Origin of the sequence: Mesobaculum littorinae (assembly GCF_004011175.1) — a bacterium.
Classification (GTDB): domain Bacteria; phylum Pseudomonadota; class Alphaproteobacteria; order Rhodobacterales; family Rhodobacteraceae; genus Tranquillimonas; species Tranquillimonas littorinae.
Map to the genome: position 1 here is coordinate 77626 of NZ_RQXX01000001.1, position 22856 is coordinate 100481.

Genomic DNA, 22856 nt, shown 5'->3' on the forward strand with positions numbered 1-22856 from the left:
GAGGAGACGGCTGCCGCGCATCTGCGCGGACGGCCTCGATTGTCATTCGCGGAGCGCGCCTTGATCACCCTCCAGACCGCCCTGAACTCGAACCTCGTGCAATGGCTGCTGCTGATCGCGGGCGTGGCGCTGGCGCTTGCGGCGCATACCGCGCTGTGGCGGCTGGTCGCCCGGAGGCGGCGGACCGAGTTCACGACCTTCTGGCGGCTGGCCAACCGTCTGCGCCGGCCCTCGCGGCTATTTACCTTCGTCGCGGCGCTGACGGTTCTTGTCCCCGCGCTCGACATCTCGCGCGCGGGGACCGACTGGCTTGAAGGGATCGCCGTCGCCGTGCTGGTGGCGATCTTCGGATGGACCGTGCTGGTGGCCGTCGATTTCCTGATTGAGAGGGCGCTGGGCAAGCTGTCGCTGGACAACGAAGAGGACATCACCGCGCGCAAGCATGTCACCCAGCTGCGCGTGCTGCGTCAGACCGCGCGGATCCTGATCGTGATCCTGACCGCCGCGCTGGTGCTGTCGACCTTCGAATCGGTGCGGGACTACGGCGTCAGCCTCTTCGCCTCGGCCGGGGCGGCGGGTCTTGTGCTGGGTTTTGCCGCGCGCCCGGTACTGGCCAACCTGATCGCGGGGATCCAGATCGCGCTGACCCAGCCGATCCGTATCGGCGACGTCGTGATCGTCGAGGATGAGTGGGGCTGGATCGAGGAGATCAACGCCACCTACGTCGTGATCCGCATCTGGGACTGGCGGCGCCTGGTCGTGCCCTTGTCCTTCTTCATCGAGCAGCCGTTCCAGAACTGGACACGCGAGCAGTCCTCGATCATCGGCGCGGTGACATGGTACCTCGACTACACGATCCCGGTCCCGGAGATGCGCGAGAAGCTGCACGAGATCGTCGCCGGGTCGTCGCGGTGGGACGGCAACGTGGTGAACCTGCAGGTGATCGAGACCGACCGCGACACGATGCATATCCGGGGGTTGATGAGCGCGCGCAACTCGCCCACCGCGTGGGACCTGCGCTGCGAGGTGCGCGAGGCGATGCTGCACTGGCTGCAGGCGACCTATCCCGAAAGCCTGCCGCGGATGCGGGGCGAGATGTCGGTGCGCGACGAACGCCGGGGCGACGCCTAGGGGCTGCCTGGCGGCAGGGCGCATGGTGGCCCCGGACCGCCAGGCAGCCCGGGGCAGGACGCTCAGTGCGCCTTCATCTCGGCAGCGATCTCCTCGCCCGACAGGTCCGACGGGTAGTAGGTCGGCCAGTTGGTGACCTCGTCCAGCAGCGCGGCGCGATCATCGCCCCAGTAGAGGTGGTAGTGATCGGCGTCCGCCGGCGCGATGCGGTGGTCGGAGAACTGGATGAACTGCGGCGCGTCCTCGTCGCCTTCGGTCTTCTCGAAGATAAAACGGACGCCCCGATTGCCGGCCTCGTAGGTCAGAACCTCGTAGCCATCGCTTTCATAGGTGCCCTCGACCGTCCCATCGGCGTCGTGAAAGCTGACGCTGTCGCCGTCGATCACGATGCGGTCGACATCGGTCTCGTAGCCGGTCTCGTAGTAGTCGTGATACTCTTCGGCGGTCTTGCTGCCATGCTCGGCCTTGTGCGCCATGACGCTGTCGAGCGTGCCGTCCTGAAGGAGGGGGTAGACCGACTGCCAGTCGCCCTCCCAGTCCGAAAGCTCGCGCTCGGCGATCTGGCTGTCTTCGAAAATGCCTTTGTAGACGTTCATGTCGCCGTGATCATGCGCGTGGTCGTGGTCGTGGTCGTGGTCGTGGTCGTGACCTTCAGCATGATCGTGGTCGTGGTCATGGTCTTCGGCGTTGGCAGTATCGTTGGTCTGCGCGGTGGCCTGCACCACGGGAGAGACGGCCAGCATCGCACCGATGGCGAGGGCGCTGACGTGTTTGGAAAGGTCGAACTGCATTGGCATTCCCTTCTGTTCGCAACTCGGACGTTCACGCTTGTAGGATATGGTATAACGTGACAACTCCGCCACCTAGCGTGTGGCCCGGGCCCGGGCAACCCCGATCAGGCAAATTGCGAGGTCGGCCTGGCAGGCAAGACAGAACCAATCGTCATGCGTAGGTCGCGCGGCGGAAGGTACAGGTTAGAAAGATATGGAATAGAGGTAAAAACAGTGACTTATGCTGTAAAGCTCAGGTTTTACCTGAAGGATGTCCTGCGCATCGACAGCGGCGTGGTAAGCATCCAGATGCGCCATGGCATGGCGCGGCAGAAACGAAAAACGCGCCGCCCCGGGGGCGACGCGTCTTTGGCAGTTTGAGGATGGAGGTCAGCGGCGGCGGTCGCGGCGCGAGCTCATTGGTTGAAAGGCCACGCCGACATGCGCCTCGCAATAGGGTTTGCCCGGCTGGACGGGCAGTCCGCAGAACCAGAAATCTTCGGTCGCGGGGTCGCCCACGGGCCATTTGCACGTGCGTTCGGTCAGCTCCATCAGCGAGATGCGCTTGGCCTTCTTCTCGATCTCGCGGACGCTGGCCAGCGCCTCGGGGCTGATTTCGTTGGCCGAGGGCTGCGGCGGCAGCGGCTGGCCCGCAGGCACGATCGGCTTGCGCGCGGGGGCTGCCGGGGCCGCGGGTTCGGCGCGCGCTGATGCCGGGGCGGCTGCGGGGGCCGGTTGCGGTTCCGGGTCGGCCGCGCGTTGCGGTTCGGGTGCGGGGGCGGACGGGGTCGCGGCGGCCGCCGGTTCGGCGGGCGCGGCCGTGGCTTCGGTCGCGGCGGCGGCGCCGACGCGGTTCGACAGGCCCAGACGGTGCACCTTGCCGATCACCGCGTTGCGGGTCACGCCGCCCAGTTCCTTGGCGATCTGGCTCGCCGACTGGCCTTCGTTCCACATCCGCTTCAGGGTCTCGACACGCTCGTCGGTCCAGGACATTGGGCTTCCTTCGGATGAGTTCGCCGGCTGCCCCGAAGGCAGGCGGCTTGGAGTTTTCGTCAGGGACCCTATTCTAGTCACTCGCGGCCCGGAAACAAGCACCGGGCCGCCCAGCTAACAGAAAGGATGCGAGGAATGGCCGATACCACGGTCGCAATGGGCGCGCGCCGCTTCGGCCGCTGGAACTGGACCGGGCTCAAGACGCTCGCCCTGCGCGAGATCCTGAGGTTTCTCGGAGTCTATACCCAGACGCTTCTGGCACCTCTGATCACGGCAGGCCTGTTCCTGACGGTCTTCGCGCTGGCCATCGGACCGTCGCGGGGCGACGTGATGGGCGTGCCCTTCATCGAGTTCCTGGCCCCCGGCATCCTGATGATGACGGTGATCCAGAACGCCTTTGCCAATTCGTCCTCGTCGATCATGGTGTCGAAGGTGCAGGGCAACATCGTCGACACCCTCATGCCGCCGCTGTCGCCGGTCGAGATGGTCCTGGGCTATCTTGCGGGGTCGGTGGCACGCGGCGTCTTCGTCGCGGTGCCGATCTGGATCCTGATGGCGGTCGTCGTGGGGGCGGGGCTCGAACACCCGGTCTGGGCCGTGGTCTTCGTGCTGCTGGGGGCGACCTTCCTTGGCGGGCTGGGCATCATCGCGGGGATCATCGCGACGAAGTTCGACCAGATGGCCGCGATCACCAACTTCCTGATCACGCCGCTGAGCTTTCTGTCGGGGACCTTCTATTCGATCGACCGGCTGCCCGACGCGATGTTCTGGCTGACGCATTTCAACCCGGTCTTCTACCTGATCGACGGCGTCCGCTACGGCATGATCGGCCAATCCGACAGCTCGCCCTGGCTGGGGCTGATCGTGGTGCTGATCGCCGACGTGCTGGTCTGCGTGCTTTGCTGGCACTGGTTCCGCCGCGGCTATCGGCTGAAAGCCTGACCCCGGGGGCGGGGCGCCGGGTCCGCCCGGCGTCCCGCTTCCGTGCCGCGGGCCCACATCATGTCACGTCGGCTGTGCAACACGCGGCCCGCCCCGGGCCGGGATTCCGGCGTCACCTATTTCAATGGACAGGTTTCAATGGACAGGCGGGCCCGGCCGGGGTATCAGCGCCGCATGAGCAACCTGCGCGCCATCTCCACGCTTCGACGCCGACGCTGATCCAGCGTCCGCCGTCGCGCGGCCGGTCCTGACGTCCGGCGCGCCCGTTTCTCATTCACCCCCCATACGTTGACACCGCCCCCGTGCCTTGGCACGTCTTGGGCTTCCCTACGCGAGGTATGCCTCCATGATCCCGTCTGTCCTGCCGACCTATTCCCGGGCGCCGCTCTCCTTTGTCAAAGGCGAAGGCGCATGGCTCGAGGCGGAGGACGGGACCCGATACCTCGACCTCGGCGCCGGGATCGCCGTGAACGCCCTGGGCCACGCCCATCCCGCGCTGGTCGAGACGATCAGCCAGCAGGCGGCGAAGCTCTGGCATGTCTCGAACCTCTACCGGGTGCCCGAACAGGAACGGCTGGCCGATGCGCTGGTCGCCGCGACCTTTGCCGACACGGTGTTCTTCACCAACTCGGGCACCGAGGCGCTGGAGCTGGCGGTCAAGATGGCGCGCAAGTGCCAGTATGCGGCGGGGCACCCCGAAAAGACCGGCATCCTGAGCTTCGAGGGCAGCTTTCACGGCCGTTCGATCGCCGCGATCTCGGCGGCGGGGTCCGAGAAGATGACCAAGGGGTTCGGCCCGCTCGTGCCCGGTTTCACCCAGATCCCCTGGGGCGACGTGGCCGCGGCCGAAGCCGCGATCGGGCCCGAGACCGGCGCCATCCTGGTCGAGCCGATCCAGGGCGAGGGCGGCATCCGCCCGCTGCCCGACGCCGACATGAAGACGCTGCGGCAGCTGGCCGACGAGCACGGGCTTCTGCTGATCTTCGACGAGGTGCAGTGCGGCATGGGCCGGACCGGACGGCTGTTTGCGCATGAATGGTCCGGCGTGACGCCTGACATCATGATGGTGGCCAAGGGCATCGGCGGCGGCTTTCCCCTGGGCGCCGTCCTGGCGACCGAGGCTGCGGCCGCGGGCATGACCGCAGGCACCCATGGCTCGACCTACGGCGGTAATCCACTTGGCTGCGCTGTGGGCGCGAAGGTGATGGAGATCATTTCCGACCCCTCCTTTCTCGACGCCGTGAACCGCACGGCGGGGCATTTCCGGCAGAAGCTCGAAGGCCTCGTAGCTGCGCATCCCGACATCTTCGAGGGCGTGCGCGGGCAGGGGCTGATGCTGGGGCTGAAGACCCGCGTGGCCCCCGCCGATTTCGTCAAGGCAGGCTATGACGAACACCTGCTGACCGTGCCCGCCGCCGACAACGTGGTGCGCCTGCTGCCGCCGCTGACGCTGGGTGCCGAGGAACTCGACGAAGCCGTGGCGCGGCTCGACCGTGCGGCGACCCGGCTGGAACCGGCGACCGCCGGGGCCTGACCCCCGGTTTCCCATGAAGGCCCCCGTCGGTTGCGGCGGGCGGCCTGCCCGTCAGGGGCACGCGAGGGCGAAGGCCCCGCCGCCCTTAGCCAAGAAGAGACTTGAATGCCCCATTTCCTCGATATCTCCCGCACCGAAGCGCCGCAGATCCGCGCCATCCTCGACCAGGCCCGCGCGATGAAGGAGGCCCGCGCCGGACGTCCGCGCGGCACCCCCGATGACGACCAGCCGCTTGCCGGCCGCATGGTCGCGCTGATCTTCGAGAAGCCGTCGACCCGCACGCGCGTGTCCTTCGACGTCGGTGTGCGCCAGATGGGCGGGCAGACCATGGTGCTGTCGGGGTCCGAGATGCAGCTGGGCCATGGCGAGACGATCGCCGACACCGCCCGCGTGCTGTCGCGCTATGTCGACCTGATCATGATCCGCACCTTCGAGGAGGCGACGCTGCTGGAGATGGCCGAATATGCCGACGTGCCGGTGGTGAACGGGCTGACCAACCGCACCCATCCCTGCCAGATCATGGCGGACGTGATGACCTACGAGGAACATCGCGGCCCGATCACCGGCAAGAAGGTCGTCTGGTCGGGTGACGGCAACAACGTCTTCGCCAGCTTTGCCGAGGCGTCGCGTCAGTTGGGCTTCGATCTGACCTTCACAGGCCCCAAGACGCTCGATCCCGAGCCGGCATTCCGCGAGGGCGTGACGATCGAACGGGATCCGGCCAAGGCGGTCGCGGGCGCGGATCTGGTCGTCACCGATACTTGGGTCAGCATGCACGACCCCCAGTCGGCGCGCGAACGGCGGCACAACCAGCTGCGCCCCTACAGGGTGGACGCGGCTCTGATGGCGCAGGCCAAACCCGATGCGCTGTTCATGCACTGCCTGCCCGCGCACCGCGACGACGAGGTCACGAGCGAGGTGATGGACGGTCCGAACTCGGTGATCTTCGACGAGGCCGAGAACCGCCTGCACGCGCAAAAGGCCGTCCTGCGCCACTGCCTCGGGGTCTGATCCCGGCAGCGATGGCGCCCGCCCGGGGGCGGCAATGCCCCTGGGGGCGCGGCATTGCGGCGCGGGTGTCGGGACGGGCGGTGTCACGGTCCAGGTAGCGGTCGGCGTCTGGGGGGCGCGTTGCCCCCGCGGTCGCCCTGTCGTGCGCGCCTGCCGTAGCCACGCCTCGGTCGCGGCCCCCGTCGTGGCCGGCGACGGGCTGCGTCGCAGCCCGGTCGTCTGACCGGCGCGGCTCTTCGCCCCCGGGCCGCGTCCTAGCTGTCGCCCTTCGTCTTGGGCACACGCTTCAGCGCTTCGAGCAGCAGGGCGCGCCCGCGGCGTTCGGCCTTGCGGATGCGCAGCGCGGTCAGAAAGGCCTCCTGCAACGTGGTGGACGAGGCACCCAGCGTTTCGGACATCCGCGTCTCGATATCGTCGTCGCCGGTCCGGGCGACCACGTCCAGCGTCTTGCGCGCCAGATCGTCCGCCACGGTCTCAAGTATCTGCATTGCCGTTCCTTCCGCTTCGCGGGTCCGTCGCGGCTCCGTCGTGGGCTCAATCGTGCGGCCTGTCGCGCGCCCACGCCCCCGTGCTCCGCGGTTCTGCATCCTAGGGCAGCGGCCCGCGGGGGCAAAGCACTGGCATTTTGCGGCCCGGACGCGTAAGCGCCCGGACACATCGACGGATGCGATACGGGATACAGGAGACGGCGGATGGCACGGATCGGGGTTATCGGAACCGGGGTCATGGGGGCGGCGCTGTCGCTCAACATGGCCGAGAAGGGCGTCGCGGTGGCGGTCCACGACCTCGACGCGGCCTCCATCGGACGGCTGATCGACCGGGCCGGTCCGCTGGCGGAAAACCTGACCGCCGCCGAGACGACCGAGGCGCTGCTGGCCGCGCTGCCCACGCCGCGCGCGATCCTCGTCATGGTCCCCTCGGGCGCGGTCGACGCGGTGATTGACGGCCTCGCGCCGCAGCTCGCCCCCGGCGACCTGATCATCGACGGCGGCAATTCCGATTTCCTCGACACCCGGCGGCGCGAGGCGGCGCTGTCCGAACGCGGCCTGAACTTCTTCGGCATGGGCGTTTCGGGCGGGGAAGAGGGGGCGCGGCACGGCCCCTCGCTGATGATCGGCGGCCGGCAGGAGGCCTGGGGCCTGGTCGAGGACATCCTGACCGCCATCGCCGCCCGGCACGAGGGCGAGCCCTGTGCCGCCTGGCTCGGACCCGACGGGGCGGGGCATTTCGTCAAGACGGTGCATAACGGGATCGAATACGCCGACATGCAGATGATCGCCGAGATCTACGGCATCATGCGCGACGGAGCGCGGCAGTCGGCCGCCGAGATCGGCGCGATGTTCGAAGGCTGGCGCACCGGGCCGCTGTCCTCCTACCTGATCGAGATCACGGGCCAGATCCTGGCGGCCGAGGATCCCGAGACCGGGCGCCCGGCCGTGGACGTGATCCGCGACAGCGCGGGGCAGAAGGGCACCGGGCGCTGGACGGTGATCGAGGCGCTCAAGCTGGGGCAATCCGCCTCGGTCATCGAGGCCGCGGTTGCCGCGCGCGCGTGGTCGAGCCGCGCCGAGGCGCGGCAGGCCGGTGCGGCGCTGTTCGCGCCCGCGGGCGGCGGCGCCGGCGCGCCAGCGGTGGACGAGCTTGGCCGTGCGCTGCTGGCCGCGCGGATCATCGGGTTCGGCCAGGGGCTGACGCTGATGCGGTCGGCCTCGGACGCGTTCGACTGGGATCTGGACCTTGCCCGGGCGGCCGAGATCTGGCGCGCGGGCTGCATCATCCGCTCGGTCCTGCTGGACGATATAGCCGGCGCCGCGCGGGCAGGCCTGCCCGAGGGCGAGCTGACCCATGCGCCGGCCTTCTCCGCGATGCTGGAAGAGACGATTCCGTCGCTGCGCCGGGTGGTGCTGGCCGCGTTGGGGCAGGGGCTGCCGGTGCCGGCGCTGGCCGCGGCGCTGGGCTATCACGATACGATGCGCCAGGCCCGGGGCACCGCCAACCTGATCCAGGCCCAACGCGATGTCTTCGGCGCCCACGGCTTCGATTACATCGACGGCCGCGCCGACCGTCACGGCCCCTGGGGCGCCTGAGCCCCGCCCGCAGGGGCAGTCCGAGCGCAGCACCGAGGCACCCGACCGGCGCCTCGCGTGCCGGTTACTTGCGGGGTTTGGCCCGCAACGTCGGTTCGGCCTGCGTCGGATCCTCGGGCCAGGGGTGCTTGGGGTAGCGGCCACGCATGTCCTTGCGCACGTCGGCATAGGAGGTGCGCCAGAACCGCGGCAGGTCCATCGTCGTCTGCAACGCCCGGCCCGCGGGTGACAGCAAGGTGACGCGCAGCGGGCGTCCGGCTACGGTGGGGTGGCGGGTCACGCCGAACATCTCCTGCAGGCGCACGGCGATTTCGGGCGCCTCGCCCGCGTAATCGACCGGGATGGTTCGGCTCAGCGGCGTGTCGATGCCGCCGGGTACCTCGCGATCCAGCCGCTGCATCGCCTCCCAGTCGAGCTGCGCGCGCAGCGCGGGCTCGGGGTCGAAGCGGCGCCAGTCCGCTGCGCTGCGCACGCCCCCGAGATAGGGCAGCAGCCAATCCTCGATCCGCGCCATCAGGGCGGCGTCCGACAGGTCGGGCATGCCTGCGTCCCCCGTCTCGCGCAGCAACGCCACCCGGGCGCGGAACCGCGCCGCGCCGGGGGGGAAGATCAACCCGATCTCGCGCACGCCCTCCAGCATAGCGCGGGCCACCGCGTCGCGCGGCGCGTCCGCCCAGGTGCGGTCGTCCAGCACCAGCGCGCCCAGCCTTTCCTGCTGCCGTGCGACGACCCGGCCCGCGCGGCGTGACCATGTGCAGACGTCGACCCATTCGGGCCGCATCCCCGGCACCGCGCGCAGGGCGGCTTCGCCGATCTCGAAGGCTTGGCGGATACGCGCCTCGCGCGGGTCGCCGTCGGTATCGGTGACGACCAGAAGGCGGCTGCCTGCCAGAGGATCCGCGGGATCGATCCGCGCGCCCTTGCCGCCCGACAGCAGGAACCGCGGCGCCTCGCCGGGGCGGTGCAGCGCGATCCGGTCGGGGTAGGCCAGGGCTGCGGCCTGCGCGGGCGTCAAAGGCTCTTCCGCATCGCCCGGCGGGGCGGCCCGGCTCAGGCGGCGGGCCTCCTCCTGCACGCGCGCTCGGGGGGCGGGCAGGCTGTCGTAGCCGGACCGACCCTTGTCGGTCAGCGCCGCCAGCCGCAGGGTCATGTCGGCGGGCGCGGCCTTCAGGATGTCGCGTTCCGACAGCAGCGCGGCGAGGTCGGCGGCCGACCCGCCCGCGATCTGCAGCATATGCGCCAGCCGGGGATGCAGCGGCAGCCCGGCCAGGCGCCGCCCGTGCGGGGTCAGCCCGGTCTCGTCCAGCGCACCGAGCCCCCGCAGAAGCGCCCGCGCCTCGTCGAAGGCGGCGGCCGGGGGCTGCGTCAGGAACGGCAGGTCGGCCGGGTCCGAGACGCCCCAGAGCGCAAGTTCGAGCGCCAGGCGCGTCAGGTCGGCGGCCTCGATCCCCGCGGGCGGAAAGGCGGCCAGCGCCCCGTCTTCGCCCCGCGTCCAGAGCCGGTAGCATACGCCGGGCGCAACCCGGCCCGCGCGACCGCGCCGCTGGTCGGCCTCGGCCCGGGTGACGCGCTCGGTCACCAGCCGCGACATGCCCGACCCGGGATCGAAGCGGGCCCGCCGCGCAAGGCCCGCGTCGACCACCACGCGGATGTCCGGAATGGTCAGAGAGGTCTCGGCGATCGAGGTGGCGAGCACCAGCTTGCGCGCCCCGTCCAGCGGCGTGATCGCCGCCTGCTGTGCCTTGTGCGGCAGCGCGCCGTAAAGCGGCTGGACGACGACGCCCCGGGGCAGATCCCGCTGCAGCCCGGCGGCGACGCCGCGGATCTCGCGCTCGCCCGGAAGGAAGACGAGGATGCCGCCCTCGGTCTCTGCGGCGATCTCGCGCAGGCGGTCGGCAACCGCGGCGTCGCGCAGGCGACCGCGGGGGAGGGGGGCGGTGGCAAAGACCGTCTCGACCGGAAAGGCGCGGCCCTCCGAGGTGACGAGCGGCGCATCCTCCATCAGCGCGGCGACGGGCCCCGCGTCAAGCGTGGCGGACATCACCAGCAGCTGCAGGTCGGGCCGCAGCGCACCGCGGATCTCAAGGCAGAGCGCCAGCCCGAGGTCGGCGTCGAGAGAGCGTTCGTGGAACTCGTCGAAGATCACCATGCCGACGCCCGAAAGCTCGGGGTCGGTCTGCAGCATCCGGGTCAGGATGCCTTCGGTCACCACCTCGATCCGCGTGGCCTTCGACACCTTCTGTTCGCCGCGAATGCGGTAGCCCACGCGCTGTCCCGGCGCCTCGCCCAGCGTTTCTGCCATGCGCTGCGCCGCGGTGCGCGCGGCCAGCCGGCGCGGTTCCAGCAGCAGGATGCGGCCCGACGGCGAGGGGCCGCTGTCGCCGCCGCGCGCCGCCTGCCGGTCGAGCAGGGCAAGGGGCACCCGCGTCGTCTTGCCCGCGCCGGGGGGGGCCTGCAGCACGGCGCGGCCGGCCCGGTCGAGCGCGGCAAGAAGGTCGGGCAGGGCGTCTTCGATCGGCAGTCGGGTCATGCCCGGGCTTATCGAGCATCGCGGGGCGGGAATCCACCATCGCCGGCCGAGCTGGTGCATGTCCATGCGCGCGCCGGATGACGCAGTCCCGCACGACATGGGCGGCGGGTGGTGGCCCGGCCATCCGGACCGCGCACGCCCCCCGCGTCGCGGGACGGCGCCGCGGGGCCGCCCTTTCATACGGCAGGGGGCTGCAGGCTGGTCGCCGACGCGTCCGGTCGCGGTCCGCCGGAGGGCGCCGTCTGGACGACTCTGCCAGTTACGAAGGCGGGAGGATCGCGTCGTCCGGGGGGCTTGCCCGGCCGGCGGCGGGCAGCCAGGGCCGGTCGCCTATTGCGCCGTCTCCGCGGCGTTGCTAGGCGGCGCGCATGGCCCCAGATCCCGATGCCGGACCTGTGATCGACCCCCCTCTCGCCCGCGCCGCGTCGTCGGGCGCACCGGGATTGCGTGTGCCGCACCCCGCGGGGCCCGAGTTCCGCGGCGACTGCGCGGCCTGCGCCGATCTTTGCTGTCTTGCTCTGGCGCTGGATCGGGGTGATGCCTTCGCCATCGACAAGCCGGCGGGCCAGCCCTGTCCGAACCTCGCGCCCGGCGGAGGCTGCACTATCCACGCGACGCGGGCGCGCGCGGGGTTCCCGGGATGCGTCGCCTACGACTGCGCCGGCGCGGGGCAGAAGGTCACGGCCGAGGTCTTTGGAGGTGCCGACTGGCGCGAGACGCCGGCGCTGACCGGCCCGATGATGCGGGCGTTCTCGGCGATGCGCCGGGTGCAGGAGCTGCGGCAGGTCCTGGCCGCCGCGTTGCAACTGCCCTTGGGCGTGGCCGACCGGCGCAGCGCCCGCGACCACTTCGCTGCCCTGACGCCGGGGCCCGGGGGCTGGACCGCAGAGGCGCTCGAAGCGGCCGTGACCGGCCCGCGGCCTGTGCAGATCGATGCCTTTCTGCGCGGTCTCTCCGGCCCCGCGCGCGCCGCGGGACTGGACAGGGCCGGCGTCCCCGGCGACGACGACCGGGGCTGACCCCGGCTGCGCCCCCGCGCTTCGGGGCGCGCGCCCCCTGCCTCCGCGCGCCGGCGCCCGGGCACGTAACGATTCGCCCCCGGGCTGCCGTTTCGTCCGGGCGGTCCGTCATTCGGGACGCGCGCGGTGCGGAGGGGCCATGACGCCACCGTCTGCCCCGCAAGACGGGCTTTTGGACCTGCCGAATAGGGGGAGCCTGCTTGACGCCGCCCCCGTATGGCGATAGATCGCGCGGACGGAATTCCGGGCACGGCTGCAGGGCGTGCCCGTTTGTATTGCGGGATCGGCGGCGAGGGTCGCGGACCTGCCAGAGAAACGAGGATCACGCTCATGTCGCGCCGCTGCGAACTGACCGGCAAAGGGCCGATGACCGGCAACAACGTCAGCCACGCCCACAACAAGACCCGCCGCCGCTTTCTGCCCAACCTCAACGACGTCTCGCTGATGTCCGAGGCTCTGGAGCGGACCTTCCGTCTGCGCATCTCGGCCTCGGCCCTGCGCACGGTGGATCACCGTGGCGGGCTGGACGCCTTCCTGCTGAAAGCGCGCGACACCGAGCTGTCGCCCGCCGCGCTGAAGATCAAGCGCGACATCGCCAAGGCGCGCGCCTCGGCCTGATCCCCGACCCGCGGGAAGGCCGGTCGTACGGCTTTTTCCCGCCCCGGGATCCCCTGCATGCCCCCGGCCCTTGTGGCGCGGGGGTCTTTGCGTTGGGGGACAGGGTGGCTGAGCTCGGGTGTTTGGTTCTGGCCCGGGCATGGGGACCGCCGGGCGGTCGGCATCTTGATGCCGGGCCGCACCCCGGGCGTGTCGCGGTGCGTCGGGGCCGGTCCCGGGTTCAGAAACCGCCGGTCGTGCCGAGGATCTCGTCCACCCATGCCGGGACGACTACGGTTGCGGGACCGTAGCGGCCCCCGTCGATGCCGGGGGCATCGGAGGGCGCGAGGTTGAGTTCGAGCGTCCGCGCCCCGGCGTCCTGCGCCCCGGCGGCGAAGCCCGCAGCCGGGTAGACGCTGCCCGAGGTGCCGATCGCCACGAAGAGGTCCGCCGCCTCCAGTGCCCCCGCGATGCGGTCCAGCCCGTGCGGCATCTCGCCGAACCAGACCACGTCGGAGCGGGTCGCGTGCGCGCTGCAAGTGGGGCAGGGGTCGCGCGGCGTCATCCGGGCGGGGGCCGTCCAGCGCGCCCCGCAGGCGGCGCAGAGCGCCGTGTCCAGCCGCCCGTGCATGTGCAGGACGCCCGGCGTGCCCGCGCGGTCGTGCAGGTCGTCGACATTCTGGGTGACGAAGAGCAGATCCCCGTCCATCGCCTGCGCCAGCCGCGCCAGCGCCGCGTGCGCGGTATTGGGCCGGCTTTCCGCCGCCTGCGCGCGGCGAAGGTTGTAGAAGTCGTGCACCCGCCCGGGATCGCGGGCGAACCCCTCGGGCGTGGCGACCTCGGACAGGTCGTAGCGCGCCCAGATCCCGCCCTTGTCGCGAAAGGTGCCCAACCCGCTTTCGGCAGAAACGCCCGCCCCGGTCAGCACGACCATGCGCATCAGGCGCTCCGGCCCTGGTCCAGATGCCGGGCAGCCGGATCGGGGCGGGGTGTCACGAACAGTAGCTTTCCGCGGTCGCCCCGAAATGTCTGTATTTCTTCCAGAAGACTTCGTGGTTCGGGCGGTCGGACTGGCGGATCTCCTGCGCCTGATGCGGTTCGGCGAAGAATTTCGCGGCCTGCCGCTGTTCGCGCCCGTCCAGAGTCATGTCCGCGACCTGCTGGATGCAGCCGCACAGCTGGCGGTTGCTTTGCGCGCGGTCCGAGTTGAGGCAGGCTTTCTCGACCACGCCCGCGCTCGCGCCGCAACTCGCCAGCAGCGCGAAAGCTGCGACGGCAAATCTCTTCTTCATAGGGTTCCTTGCCTCGTTCCTGTGCCGGCTCCGCATTTTGCCTGCGGTTTTCCCGGCGCGACTGCCATGCCTGCGAAGGTGCCAAACGGCCCCGGTATTTTCAATTCACGATTTCATGGGGGATTCCAAGTATCCGGCGGTGCGGGCCCCCAAGGAGCGCACCGTGACGAGCTGCCCCGGCGAGCGGGCTGTGGCAGGTTAAGGGGTCGGCCATAGGCGGCGAGGGGCGGGACGAACCGAGGTCGTCCGGGTGACCACCTCCGACAGCGGCCGACTGCACGTTCGATCCGCCGCAAGGGATTGCGGCGGCACCGCGCAGCCGCACCCCGGGGCGGCACCCGGGCGGCATACCAGTCGGGCCGCCCGCGATGCCCGGCCGGTCAGTTGGTCACGTCGAAACCCGGTTCGGGGTCGTCCTGCATCGGCTGGGTATCGACGGTGTCGACGCGGGCGCTCGGCGGGCCCTTGCGCAGCCTGTCGACCATCTCCTGCACCGCGCGGGGGGCGCCTGCCAGGATCGCGCCAACGGTGCCGTCGGCATCGTTCCAGACCCGGCCCGACAGGCCAAGGGTTTCTGCCTCGGCCTTGGTCCAGGCGCGAAAGCCCACGCCCTGAACCCGCCCCGCTACGGTAACGCCCACGGTGACCCTGTCTTCGTCCATTTCGTCCTCATTTCCTTCATCGTTCCTTGGGGCCGGTCCGGCCCGTCGCTAGGGGGGCAACGGTCCCTCGGCGCTTGGGTTCCGGGGCGGATGCGGCATGGGGCGGCCCGGGTGCGCGCCACGACCGCGATCTCCGAGGGGCCCCGACGTTCACGCCCTATTTCCCTTGCAAACCGCCGCCCGCCACGCCATCCACGTCGAAACCACCCATTCAGCCCCGGACCCGCATGACCGAGCTCAAGCACATCCGCAATTTCTCAATCGTCGCGCATATCGACCACGGGAAATCCACCCTTGCCGACCGGCTGATCCAGCTGACCGGCACGGTGGCCGAGCGTGACATGAAGGATCAGCTGCTCGACGCCATGGATATCGAGCGCGAGCGCGGCATCACGATCAAGGCCAACACCGTCCGCATCGACTATCCGGCGAAGGACGGGCAGACCTACATCCTGAACCTGATCGACACGCCCGGCCACGTCGACTTTGCTTACGAGGTCAGCCGTTCGATGCAGGCGGTCGAGGGGTCGCTTCTGGTCGTCGACGCCACGCAGGGGGTCGAGGCGCAGACACTCGCCAACGTCTACACCGCCATCGACGCCGACCACGAAATCGTGCCGGTACTGAACAAGATCGACCTGCCCGCGTCCGAGCCCGACCGCGTGAAGGAACAGATCGAGGACGTGATCGGCATCGATGCGCAGGACGCGGTCGAAATCTCGGCCAAGACGGGCCTTGGTATCCCCGACGTGCTTGAGGCCATCGTGCAGCGGCTGCCGGCGCCGACCGAGGGGGACCGCGACGCGCCGCTCAAGGCGATGCTGGTCGACAGCAAGTACGACCAGTACCTGGGCGTCATCGTCATCGTGCGGATCATCGACGGCGTGCTGAAGAAGGGCGACCGCATCCGGATGATGAAGACGGGTGGCACCTACGACGTGGACGACGTGGGCGTCTACCGCCCCGCGATGACCGCCGCCGAAGAACTGGGCCCGGGCGAGATCGGCTACCTCAACGCCTCGATCAAGCAGGTGCGCGACACCCGGGTGGGCGACACGATCACGCATGAGAAACGCCAGTGCGCCGCGCCGCTGCCGGGCTTCAAGCCGTCGGTGCCCGTGGTCTTCTGCGGCCTCTTCCCGGTCGATACGAATGATTTCGACGACATGCGCGATGCCATCGAAAAGCTTGCGCTGAACGATGCCTCCTTCACCTACGAGATGGAGACCTCGGCCGCGCTGGGCTTCGGCTTCCGCTGCGGGTTCCTGGGGCTCCTGCACCTTGAGGTGATCCGCGACCGGCTCGAGCGCGAGTACGACATCGAGCTGATCACCACAGCGCCCTCGGTGATCTTTCACGTCTATACCCGCGACGGCGAGATGCTTGAGCTGCACAACCCCGCCGACATGCCCGACCCGGCGACCGTCGAGCATATCGAGGAGCCGCGGATCAAGGCGACGATCCTCGTCCCCGACGAGTATCTCGGCGACGTGCTGAAGCTGTGCCAGGACCGGCGCGGCATCCAGATGGACCTGACCTACGCGGGCAGTCGGGCGATGGTGGTCTACGACCTGCCGCTGGCCGAGGTCGTCTTCGACTTTTACGACCGGCTCAAATCGGTGACGAAGGGCTATGCCAGCTTCGATTACCAGATGATGGGCTACCGCCAGGATTCGCTGGTCAAGATGTCGATCCTCGTCAACGACGAACCCGTCGATGCGCTGTCGATCATGGTGCACCGCGACCGGGCCGAGGGGCGGGGCCGTGCGATGTGCGAAAAGCTGAAAGAGCTGATCCCGCGCCACATGTTCAAGATCCCGATCCAGGCGGCGATCGGCGGCCGCGTCATCGCCCGCGAAACCCTGTCGGCGATGCGCAAGGACGTGACGGCCAAGTGCTACGGCGGCGACGCGTCCCGCAAGCGCAAGCTGCTGGACAAGCAGAAGGCCGGCAAGAAGAAGATGCGCCAGTTCGGCAAGGTCGAAATCCCGCAGGAAGCCTTCATCAACGCGTTGAAGATGGACGGCTGAGCGGCAAGGCAGGCCTTGCCCTTTGCCCGGTCGCCGGGGCGGCGCCTGCGGGCCTCCGTCTCTGCCGGAGGGGGGCGCAGGTTCACATGTCCGTCCTACGGGCAGTTCGCCCCTGCGTCCTGTCGGCGTCTAGCGAAGCTCGATCCTGGCTCACCGTGATCGCCCCTAGGTCCGCCGTTTACCCGCGCACGACGCGGCGTTCGCCTTGCGTCATCCTGCGCAGCAGGCCGGACCGTGGCGTGGCACGAGAGCCGGTGCCGTGCCCCGGTGGCTTGTTGTCCCGACCCTTGGAACCGCTGGCACTCTCCATCCGTTTCGCCGGCGAACACCGGAAGGGAGATACCCGATGCCCACCCCGCAAGAACTTGAACACAAGCTCTGGAAGAACCTCGCCTCGGACATGACCGTGATGCTGGGGCTGGAAACCGCGCTTGACGACCACCCCCGCCCCATGACGGCCATCCTCGACGAGGAGGGAGAAGAGCATGGGCCGCTGTGGTTCTTCACCTCGCGCAAGGCCAGCCTTTCCAAGGCGCTGGGGTCACCGTCGCCTGCCATCGCAAGCTTCGTGTCCAAGGGGCACGACATCTTTGCCACCATCCGCGGCACCCTGCGCGAAGATACCGACCCCCAGGTCGTCGAGCGGCTTTGGAACCCTCACGTCGCGGCGTGGTACGAAGAGGGCAAGGACGATCCGCAGCTGGTCCTTCTGCGGATGGACCTGTCCAGCGCCGAGATCTGGGAAAACGGATCGTCGCTGGTCGCCGGCGTGAAGTCGCTCTTCGGCTCTGATCCGAAGTCCGATTATCAGGACAAGGTCGCGGACGTTCCGTTGCGCTGACCAAGTCGCGCCGGTCCGGACTCACCCGTTGCCCAGCCGTGCTTCCGAGCCCGGGGAAAGCTGGGTAGGGCAGACGTTCGGCGCTGTTCGGAATGACTCTTATCAAGCCTTAGCGGCGAAGATCGCGGGCGCCGGGAACCGAATGGTTTCCGGCGTCGTCGTATGGGGACGTTCACACGGTCCATGCCGACCGGGGCGGGGGAGTGCGGCGGCCGAATAATCTGCGCAGGCAGATCCAGTTTCGACCGATCCGCGTATCTTACCACAAGGTCGCATGGCGAGGTGTCCGGGGGCCGGCCCCGGGGCGAAGCTCGCCCGGCGGCAAATTCCAACCTGCCCCCCGCGCGGGGGCAAAGATCAAAGGGCCGTCCACGTGATCCAGATCGCCGTCTGTTATGTCGCCACCGCCATCGTGTTCCTTGCCGCCGACGCGGTTGCGCTCAGAACCCTGATGCGGCCGCTGTTTGAGACCCATGTCGGCGACTGGCTGCTGCCCTCGCCCAGGCTGGGGGCGGCGGCGGGGTTCTACCTGATCTACGTGGCCGGTCTGGTCTACCTCGTCTCCTGGCCCGCGCTGAAGGCCGGCGCGCCGTCACAGGCCCTGCTGAACGGCGCGGTTCTGGGACTGGTGGCCTATGGCACCTACGAGATGACGAACTTCGCAACGCTGCGCAACTGGTCGTGGCAGCAGGTCATCGTCGACGGGACGTGGGGCACGATCCTGACCGGCGTTTCCGCGTGGATCGGCGTTCTCGTGGCCCGCGCGCTGGCGTCCTGATACGGGCGCCGGACTGGACCGGCCCTGCAACAGGGCCGATCCGGGACGCATGGCGTCAGATCGCCGACAGGTCGCCCGCCGAATTGCGACCGTCGCGGCCCTCGATCAGTTCATAGCGAACCTTCTGGTTGTCGGCGAGGCCGGTCATGCCGGCCCGTTCGACCGCCGAAATATGTACGAAGATGTCTTTCCCGCCATCGTCCGGCGCAATGAAGCCGTAGCCTTTCGTCGTGTTGAACCATTTTACGGTGCCAGTCGGCATTCCGCTTCTCCTTCGTCGTCGGACCGCCCGCGGGAGTGCGGCGGGGTGGTGCTGCCGGGTCTTCCACATCCTGCGGCCTACCTGGGGCAAGGCGCGCGCGTGACAGAAAGTCGGTGTGTCACGATCCCAAAGGATGCCGGTGATTCCGCAAAACGCAAGTAAAAGTCTTGCTACGTTGGGGCGCGGGTCGCATTCCGTCGCTCGAATGCGCATCGCACGGCAGTCACGCCGGTATCCTGCCCGGGATCAGTCGAAGGTCAGCCCCGTCAGGCCCTTGCCGGTCAGTAGCTGGGTCAGCAGCGCCGAGAGGTCGAACTGCGGCGCCGCGGCAACCGCGGCCGCGTGCGCGGGGCCGAGGGGCTGGCCCGCGCTCAACGCCAGCAGCAGCGTCGCGCCGCCCGGGGCCAGGCGATGCGGCGCGGGGTCGTAGTCGGGGCGCAGGATCAGCACCGCCTCGCCCGGCGCGCGGGCCGTGGGCGCACGCCCGTCGCGGATATCGGTCCAGAGGCTCAGCACCGGCCAGCGGGACCGGACCAGCCGCAGGGACGGCGCAAGCTGCAGGTGCGCGGTCATCAGCCGGTCGGGCGGCACGTTTGCCAGGACCTCGGGCGGAAGTGGCGGGGCGTCGGCGGCGTGGTAGCTTTCGCGCAAGGCCAGCTCCAGCCGGGCGAGATCGGCGAGCCATGGGGCTCCGCGTGCAGGCGCCCAAGTCTCCAGGAACCCGGGCAGGGCCGCGCCGTAACGCTGCAGGATGGGCGAATCCGGCGGATGCGTCCGCACGAAGGCCCGCGCGAGGTCGGCAAATCGGTCGTCGAGGACCTGCGCGAGCACGGGAAAGCCGGACTTCAGCGCCTGCATCAGGCCGATGGTCACGTTGTTGCGGTAGACGTCGTAGCGCCGCCCGGCGGGTCCGCCATCCGGCGCCCGCAGCCCGTTTGGTTCGGGGCTGGCGGGGTCCAGCAGCGGGCCCAGGAACGGCGGCGTCTCCGGGGCCGTCCGGGTCACGCCGCGGCCTGCTGTCCCAGAGCGCGCGCAGCCCGCGCGGCCTCGGCCGCGAGGACAGGCCAGTCGGGGACATCGGTATCCCATTCGATCAGCGTGGGCACGGGGCCGAACCGTGCAAGGGCGTGGTCGTAAAGCGCCCAGACCGGGTCGGCCACGGGGCGGTTGTGGCTGTCGATCAGAAGCGGGCGTCCCGAATCGTCGTGATCCTCGTCATGCCCGGCGAGATGGATCTCCCCCACGGCACCGGTCGGGACGGCATCGATATAGGCGCGAGGGTCCAGCCCCAGATTGGTGGCCGAGATGAACACGTTGTTGATGTCGAGCAGAAGGCCACAGCCCGTCCGGGCCACGAGGTCCGTCAGGAACTCGGTCTCGGACCGGTCGCTTTCTGCAAAGGCCAGGTAGCTTGACGGGTTCTCCAAAAGCATGCGCCGGCCAAGCCTGTCCTGCACGACATCGATATGCGCCGCGACACGGTCGAGCGTCGCTTGCGTATAGGGCAGGGGGAGCAAGTCGCCGAAATAGGCGCCCTCATGCGTTGACCAGGCCAGATGCTCCGAGAAACTGGCGGGGGCGAGCCAGCCCATCAGCCGCGAAAGCCGGTCGAGATGTCCGGGATCGAGCGGACCTTCCCCGCCGATCGACAGGCCGACGCCGTGCACCGAAATCGGAAACCGATCGGCCAGGGTGCTTAGCTGCGACAGCGGGCGCCCGCCGTCGCCCATGTAGTTCTCGGCATGGATCTCAAGCCACTCGACGGGGCCCGGATCATCCATGATCGCCGCGAAATGCCGCGCCTTGAAGCCCACCCCCGGGGCCGGGGGCAGGCGGTCGCGGGGAATGGGCCCGGCGGTGGACATGGGCCCGATCAGGCGGGCAGATCGCGATCGAGCGGTTCGAGCGATCCCTGTCGGTCGCCCGGCAGGTCGATCTCTTCGCAGGTGCCTGCCTGGACGAGGGTCCAGGCATTGCCCTGCCAGTCGACCGTCGATGTGCCGGCACAGGTCGTGCCCGGCCCGGCGGCACAGTCGTTTTCGCCCGCCTCGGCCACGCCGTAGCATTTCTCCATCGCCTGCGCCTGGACGGGCGCCGCGCCGTAGGTGGCGGTCAGAGCGGCCGCGACGGCACTGGCAACGGCAAGGGTACGGTTGGACATCGAAGGCTCCTGGTAAGTCGTTACAACGCTACATGTCGGCAGTCTCGGCCGAAAGGGAAGAGGCCGGGCGCCGGGTCACAATATCACATGCGCGTGTCCGGGCGGAATGGGTCCGGCCGGACATACGCATGCAAAGGTTAACGCGCTGCGGTCCGGGGCCGTTCCGCCCCGGGGCCATCCCGATCAGGCAAGATCGGGCGGCATCGCGTCGCGCTGGATCTGCGCCATGAACTCGTCGAGCGACTGGGTCTGGGTCTGCTTCTCGCCCAGGCGCCGCACGGTGACGCTTTGGGTTTCGACCTCGCGCCCGCCGATGGCCAGGATCACCGGCACCTTGCCCACCGAATGTTCGCGGACCTTGTAGTTGATCTTTTCGTTGCGGGTATCGGCCTGCGCCCGCAGGCCCGCGGCCGTCAGACGCTGCACGACCTCGCGGACGTAATCATCGGCATCCGACACGATCGAGGCCACGACCACCTGCCGCGGCGCCAGCCAAAGGGGCAGCTTGCCCGCGTAGTTTTCGATCAGGATGCCCAGGAACCGTTCGAACGAGCCCAGGATCGCGCGGTGCAGCATCACCGGGCGGTGCCGGTCGCCGTCGGCGCCGACATAGCTGGCATCCAGTCGGTCGGGCAGGTTGAAGTCGGCCTGGAACGTGCCGCACTGCCATTCGCGACCGATCGCGTCGGTCAGCTTGAAATCCAGCTTCGGCCCGTAGAAGGCGCCTTCGCCCGGATCGACCTCGTAGTCGCTGCGCACCGACAGGATCGCCTTTTCCAGCGCGCTTTCCGCCTTGTCCCAGACTTCGTCCGAGCCGACGCGCGTTTCGGGGCGGGTCGACAGCTTGATCTCGAACTTGTCGAAGCCGAGATCGCTGTAGACGCTGGCCAGAAGGTCGATGAAGGCGCCGCACTCGGCCTCGATCTGGTCTTCGGTGCAGAAGATGTGCGCATCGTCCTGCGTGAAGCCGCGGACCCGCATCAGACCGTGCAGCGCGCCATGCGCCTCATAGCGGTGGCACGAGCCGAACTCGGCCAGCCGCAGCGGCAGGTCGCGGTAGGACTTGATGCCCTGGTTGAAGACCTGCACGTGGCAGGGGCAGTTCATCGGCTTGAGCGCGTTCACCCGCTTTTCGTTGGCGTGCTCTTCGTCGATCTCCGTGATGTACATGTTCTCACGGTACTTGTCCCAGTGGCCCGAGGCCTCCCACAGCTTGCGGTCGACGATCTGCGGCGTCTTGATCTCGCGATACCCGGCGCGGCCCAGTCGGCGGCGCATGTAATCCTCCAGCTCGCGGTAGATCGACCAGCCGTTGGGATGCCAGAACACCATGCCGGGCGCTTCCTCCTGGAAATGGAACAGCTCCATCTCGCGGCCCAGGCGGCGGTGGTCGCGCTTTTCCGCCTCTTCGAGGAAGGTCAGGTGATCCTTCAGCTGCTGGCGATTCTGGAAGGCGACGCCGTAGATCCGCTGCAGCTGCTGGCGCGAGCTGTCGCCGCGCCAGTAGGCACCCGAGATGCGCATCAGCTTGAATGCGTCCGACGGCACCTGGCCGGTGTGCTGCAGGTGCGGGCCGCGGCAGAGATCCTGCCAGTCGCCGTGCCAGTACATCCGGATCGGTTCGTCGCCGGGGATCGAGTCGATCAGCTCGACCTTGTAGGGTTCGCCGTTCTGTTCGTAGTGGCGGATCGCGTCGGCACGCTCCCACGTTTCGGTGCGAACCGGATCGCGGGCGGCGATGATCTCCTTCATCTTCTTCTCGATCGCGCCCAGATCCTCGGGCGTGAAGGGCTCGGACCGGTCGAAGTCGTAGTACCAGCCGTTCTGGATGACGGGGCCGATGGTCACCTTCACGTCGGGCCACAGCTCCTGCACGGCGCGGGCCATGATGTGCGCCAGGTCGTGGCGGATCAGTTCGAGCGCCTGCGTCTCGTCCTGCATCGTGTGGATGGCGATCTGCGCGTCGGCCTCGATCGGCCACTGAAGATCCCAGTGGCGGCCGTCGACGGTGGCGCTGATCGCCTTCTTCGACAGGGATTTCGAGATACTTTCGGCGACCTCGGCCGGCGTGGTGCCGGCAGGATAGTCGCGCGCGTTGCCATCGGGAAAGGTCAGGGAAATCGGGGATTGGTCAAGGCTCATCGGCCTGGTCCTCCTCGTCGGTTTGGCGCCCACGGAACGCCCGGTTGCGGGTATGTCTCGGGTCGCGTTTCTGA

At 69.1% G+C, this 22856-nt stretch carries 22 protein-coding genes; 10 read left to right on the plus strand and 12 right to left on the minus strand.

Annotated features, from left to right (window positions below):
- Positions 1 to 60: 60 nt before the first annotated feature.
- Positions 61 to 1131: a mechanosensitive ion channel family protein gene (locus EKE94_RS00405; RefSeq protein WP_127904635.1), complete on the plus strand. Its 1071-nt coding sequence runs from the start codon at positions 61 to 63 to the stop codon at positions 1129 to 1131.
- Between the two features lie 62 nt (positions 1132 to 1193).
- On the opposite strand, the gene EKE94_RS00410 is transcribed toward EKE94_RS00405, so the two are convergent.
- Together EKE94_RS00410 and EKE94_RS00415 are read right to left on the minus strand one after the other, a co-directional pair.
- On the minus strand, positions 1194 to 1922 hold the full coding sequence (locus tag EKE94_RS00410) for a metal-binding protein ZinT (protein WP_127904636.1): 729 nt from the start codon (positions 1920 to 1922) through the stop codon (positions 1194 to 1196).
- 369 nt (positions 1923 to 2291) lie between these two features.
- Positions 2292 to 2894: a GcrA family cell cycle regulator gene (locus EKE94_RS00415; protein ID WP_127904637.1), complete on the minus strand. Its 603-nt coding sequence runs from the start codon at positions 2892 to 2894 to the stop codon at positions 2292 to 2294.
- Positions 2895 to 3029: 135 nt separating this feature from the next.
- Between EKE94_RS00415 and EKE94_RS00420 the strand changes: the two genes are divergently transcribed.
- The 3 genes from EKE94_RS00420 (at position 3030) to argF (ending at position 6381) form a co-directional block, all read left to right on the plus strand.
- Positions 3030 to 3836, plus strand: a complete 807-nt coding sequence (locus tag EKE94_RS00420) for an ABC transporter permease (protein WP_235855846.1) — start codon at positions 3030 to 3032, stop codon at positions 3834 to 3836.
- Between the two features lie 346 nt (positions 3837 to 4182).
- Complete coding sequence (locus EKE94_RS00425) at positions 4183 to 5370, plus strand: aspartate aminotransferase family protein (protein WP_127904638.1); 1188 nt, start codon at positions 4183 to 4185, stop codon at positions 5368 to 5370.
- Positions 5371 to 5475: 105 nt separating this feature from the next.
- Positions 5476 to 6381 (plus strand): ornithine carbamoyltransferase, encoded by a 906-nt coding sequence (argF, locus tag EKE94_RS00430; RefSeq protein WP_127904639.1) that lies wholly within the window; start codon positions 5476 to 5478, stop codon positions 6379 to 6381.
- Between the two features lie 254 nt (positions 6382 to 6635).
- Here argF and EKE94_RS00435 read toward each other — a convergent pair whose 3' ends face one another.
- Positions 6636 to 6869 (minus strand): hypothetical protein, encoded by a 234-nt coding sequence (locus EKE94_RS00435; protein ID WP_127904640.1) that lies wholly within the window; start codon positions 6867 to 6869, stop codon positions 6636 to 6638.
- Between the two features lie 204 nt (positions 6870 to 7073).
- On the opposite strand from EKE94_RS00435, the gene gndA reads away from it, so the two are divergent.
- The gene (gene gndA, locus EKE94_RS00440; protein WP_127904641.1) at positions 7074 to 8468 is read left to right on the plus strand and encodes an NADP-dependent phosphogluconate dehydrogenase; all 1395 of its coding nucleotides are present in this window, start codon (positions 7074 to 7076) and stop codon (positions 8466 to 8468) included.
- Positions 8469 to 8532: 64 nt separating this feature from the next.
- Here the strand turns inward: gndA and hrpB are convergent, their stop codons facing one another.
- Positions 8533 to 10998: an ATP-dependent helicase HrpB gene (gene hrpB / locus EKE94_RS00445; protein WP_127904642.1), complete on the minus strand. Its 2466-nt coding sequence runs from the start codon at positions 10996 to 10998 to the stop codon at positions 8533 to 8535.
- 368 nt (positions 10999 to 11366) lie between these two features.
- On the opposite strand from hrpB, the gene EKE94_RS00450 reads away from it, so the two are divergent.
- Together EKE94_RS00450 and rpmB are read left to right on the plus strand one after the other, a co-directional pair.
- The gene (locus EKE94_RS00450) at positions 11367 to 12017 is read left to right on the plus strand and encodes a hypothetical protein (protein WP_127904643.1); all 651 of its coding nucleotides are present in this window, start codon (positions 11367 to 11369) and stop codon (positions 12015 to 12017) included.
- Positions 12018 to 12347: 330 nt separating this feature from the next.
- Positions 12348 to 12635 carry a 50S ribosomal protein L28 gene (gene rpmB / locus EKE94_RS00455; RefSeq protein ID WP_127904644.1) on the plus strand — a complete coding sequence of 96 codons (288 nt, stop codon included), beginning with the start codon at positions 12348 to 12350 and terminating at the stop codon, positions 12633 to 12635.
- Between the two features lie 220 nt (positions 12636 to 12855).
- Here the strand turns inward: rpmB and EKE94_RS00460 are convergent, their stop codons facing one another.
- The 3 genes from EKE94_RS00460 to EKE94_RS00470 form a co-directional block, all read right to left on the minus strand.
- Positions 12856 to 13554: an NAD-dependent deacylase gene (locus tag EKE94_RS00460; RefSeq protein WP_407940852.1), complete on the minus strand. Its 699-nt coding sequence runs from the start codon at positions 13552 to 13554 to the stop codon at positions 12856 to 12858.
- Between the two features lie 52 nt (positions 13555 to 13606).
- A complete protein-coding gene (locus tag EKE94_RS00465; protein ID WP_127904646.1) occupies positions 13607 to 13906 on the minus strand; it encodes a hypothetical protein in 300 nt (99 codons plus the stop codon).
- A gap of 380 nt (positions 13907 to 14286) precedes the next feature.
- Positions 14287 to 14568 carry an acylphosphatase gene (locus EKE94_RS00470; RefSeq protein WP_127904647.1) on the minus strand — a complete coding sequence of 94 codons (282 nt, stop codon included), beginning with the start codon at positions 14566 to 14568 and terminating at the stop codon, positions 14287 to 14289.
- A 227-nt stretch (positions 14569 to 14795) separates the two neighbouring features.
- On the opposite strand from EKE94_RS00470, the gene lepA reads away from it, so the two are divergent.
- From lepA to EKE94_RS00485, 3 genes are all read left to right on the plus strand, one after another.
- Positions 14796 to 16598 carry a translation elongation factor 4 gene (gene lepA / locus EKE94_RS00475; RefSeq protein WP_127904648.1) on the plus strand — a complete coding sequence of 601 codons (1803 nt, stop codon included), beginning with the start codon at positions 14796 to 14798 and terminating at the stop codon, positions 16596 to 16598.
- A 346-nt stretch (positions 16599 to 16944) separates the two neighbouring features.
- Positions 16945 to 17439 (plus strand): pyridoxamine 5'-phosphate oxidase family protein, encoded by a 495-nt coding sequence (locus EKE94_RS00480; RefSeq protein WP_127904649.1) that lies wholly within the window; start codon positions 16945 to 16947, stop codon positions 17437 to 17439.
- Positions 17440 to 17815: 376 nt separating this feature from the next.
- Positions 17816 to 18217 carry a DUF2177 family protein gene (locus tag EKE94_RS00485; protein WP_235855896.1) on the plus strand — a complete coding sequence of 134 codons (402 nt, stop codon included), beginning with the start codon at positions 17816 to 17818 and terminating at the stop codon, positions 18215 to 18217.
- Positions 18218 to 18272: 55 nt separating this feature from the next.
- Here EKE94_RS00485 and EKE94_RS00490 read toward each other — a convergent pair whose 3' ends face one another.
- From EKE94_RS00490 to thrS, 5 genes are all read right to left on the minus strand, one after another.
- Positions 18273 to 18479, minus strand: a complete 207-nt coding sequence (locus tag EKE94_RS00490; RefSeq protein WP_127904651.1) for a cold-shock protein — start codon at positions 18477 to 18479, stop codon at positions 18273 to 18275.
- 246 nt (positions 18480 to 18725) lie between these two features.
- Positions 18726 to 19484: an HvfC/BufC N-terminal domain-containing protein gene (locus tag EKE94_RS00495; protein ID WP_235855847.1), complete on the minus strand. Its 759-nt coding sequence runs from the start codon at positions 19482 to 19484 to the stop codon at positions 18726 to 18728.
- Positions 19481 to 20344: an MNIO family bufferin maturase gene (gene bufB / locus EKE94_RS00500; protein ID WP_127904653.1), complete on the minus strand. Its 864-nt coding sequence runs from the start codon at positions 20342 to 20344 to the stop codon at positions 19481 to 19483. The genes EKE94_RS00495 and bufB overlap by 4 nt, the downstream gene beginning before the upstream one ends.
- Before the next feature lie 8 nt (positions 20345 to 20352).
- Positions 20353 to 20640, minus strand: coding sequence for a BufA1 family periplasmic bufferin-type metallophore (locus EKE94_RS00505; RefSeq protein WP_127904654.1), 288 nt, complete (start codon positions 20638 to 20640; stop codon positions 20353 to 20355).
- Between the two features lie 183 nt (positions 20641 to 20823).
- Complete coding sequence (thrS, locus tag EKE94_RS00510; RefSeq protein ID WP_127904655.1) at positions 20824 to 22782, minus strand: threonine--tRNA ligase; 1959 nt, start codon at positions 22780 to 22782, stop codon at positions 20824 to 20826.
- Positions 22783 to 22856: the final 74 nt, after the last annotated feature.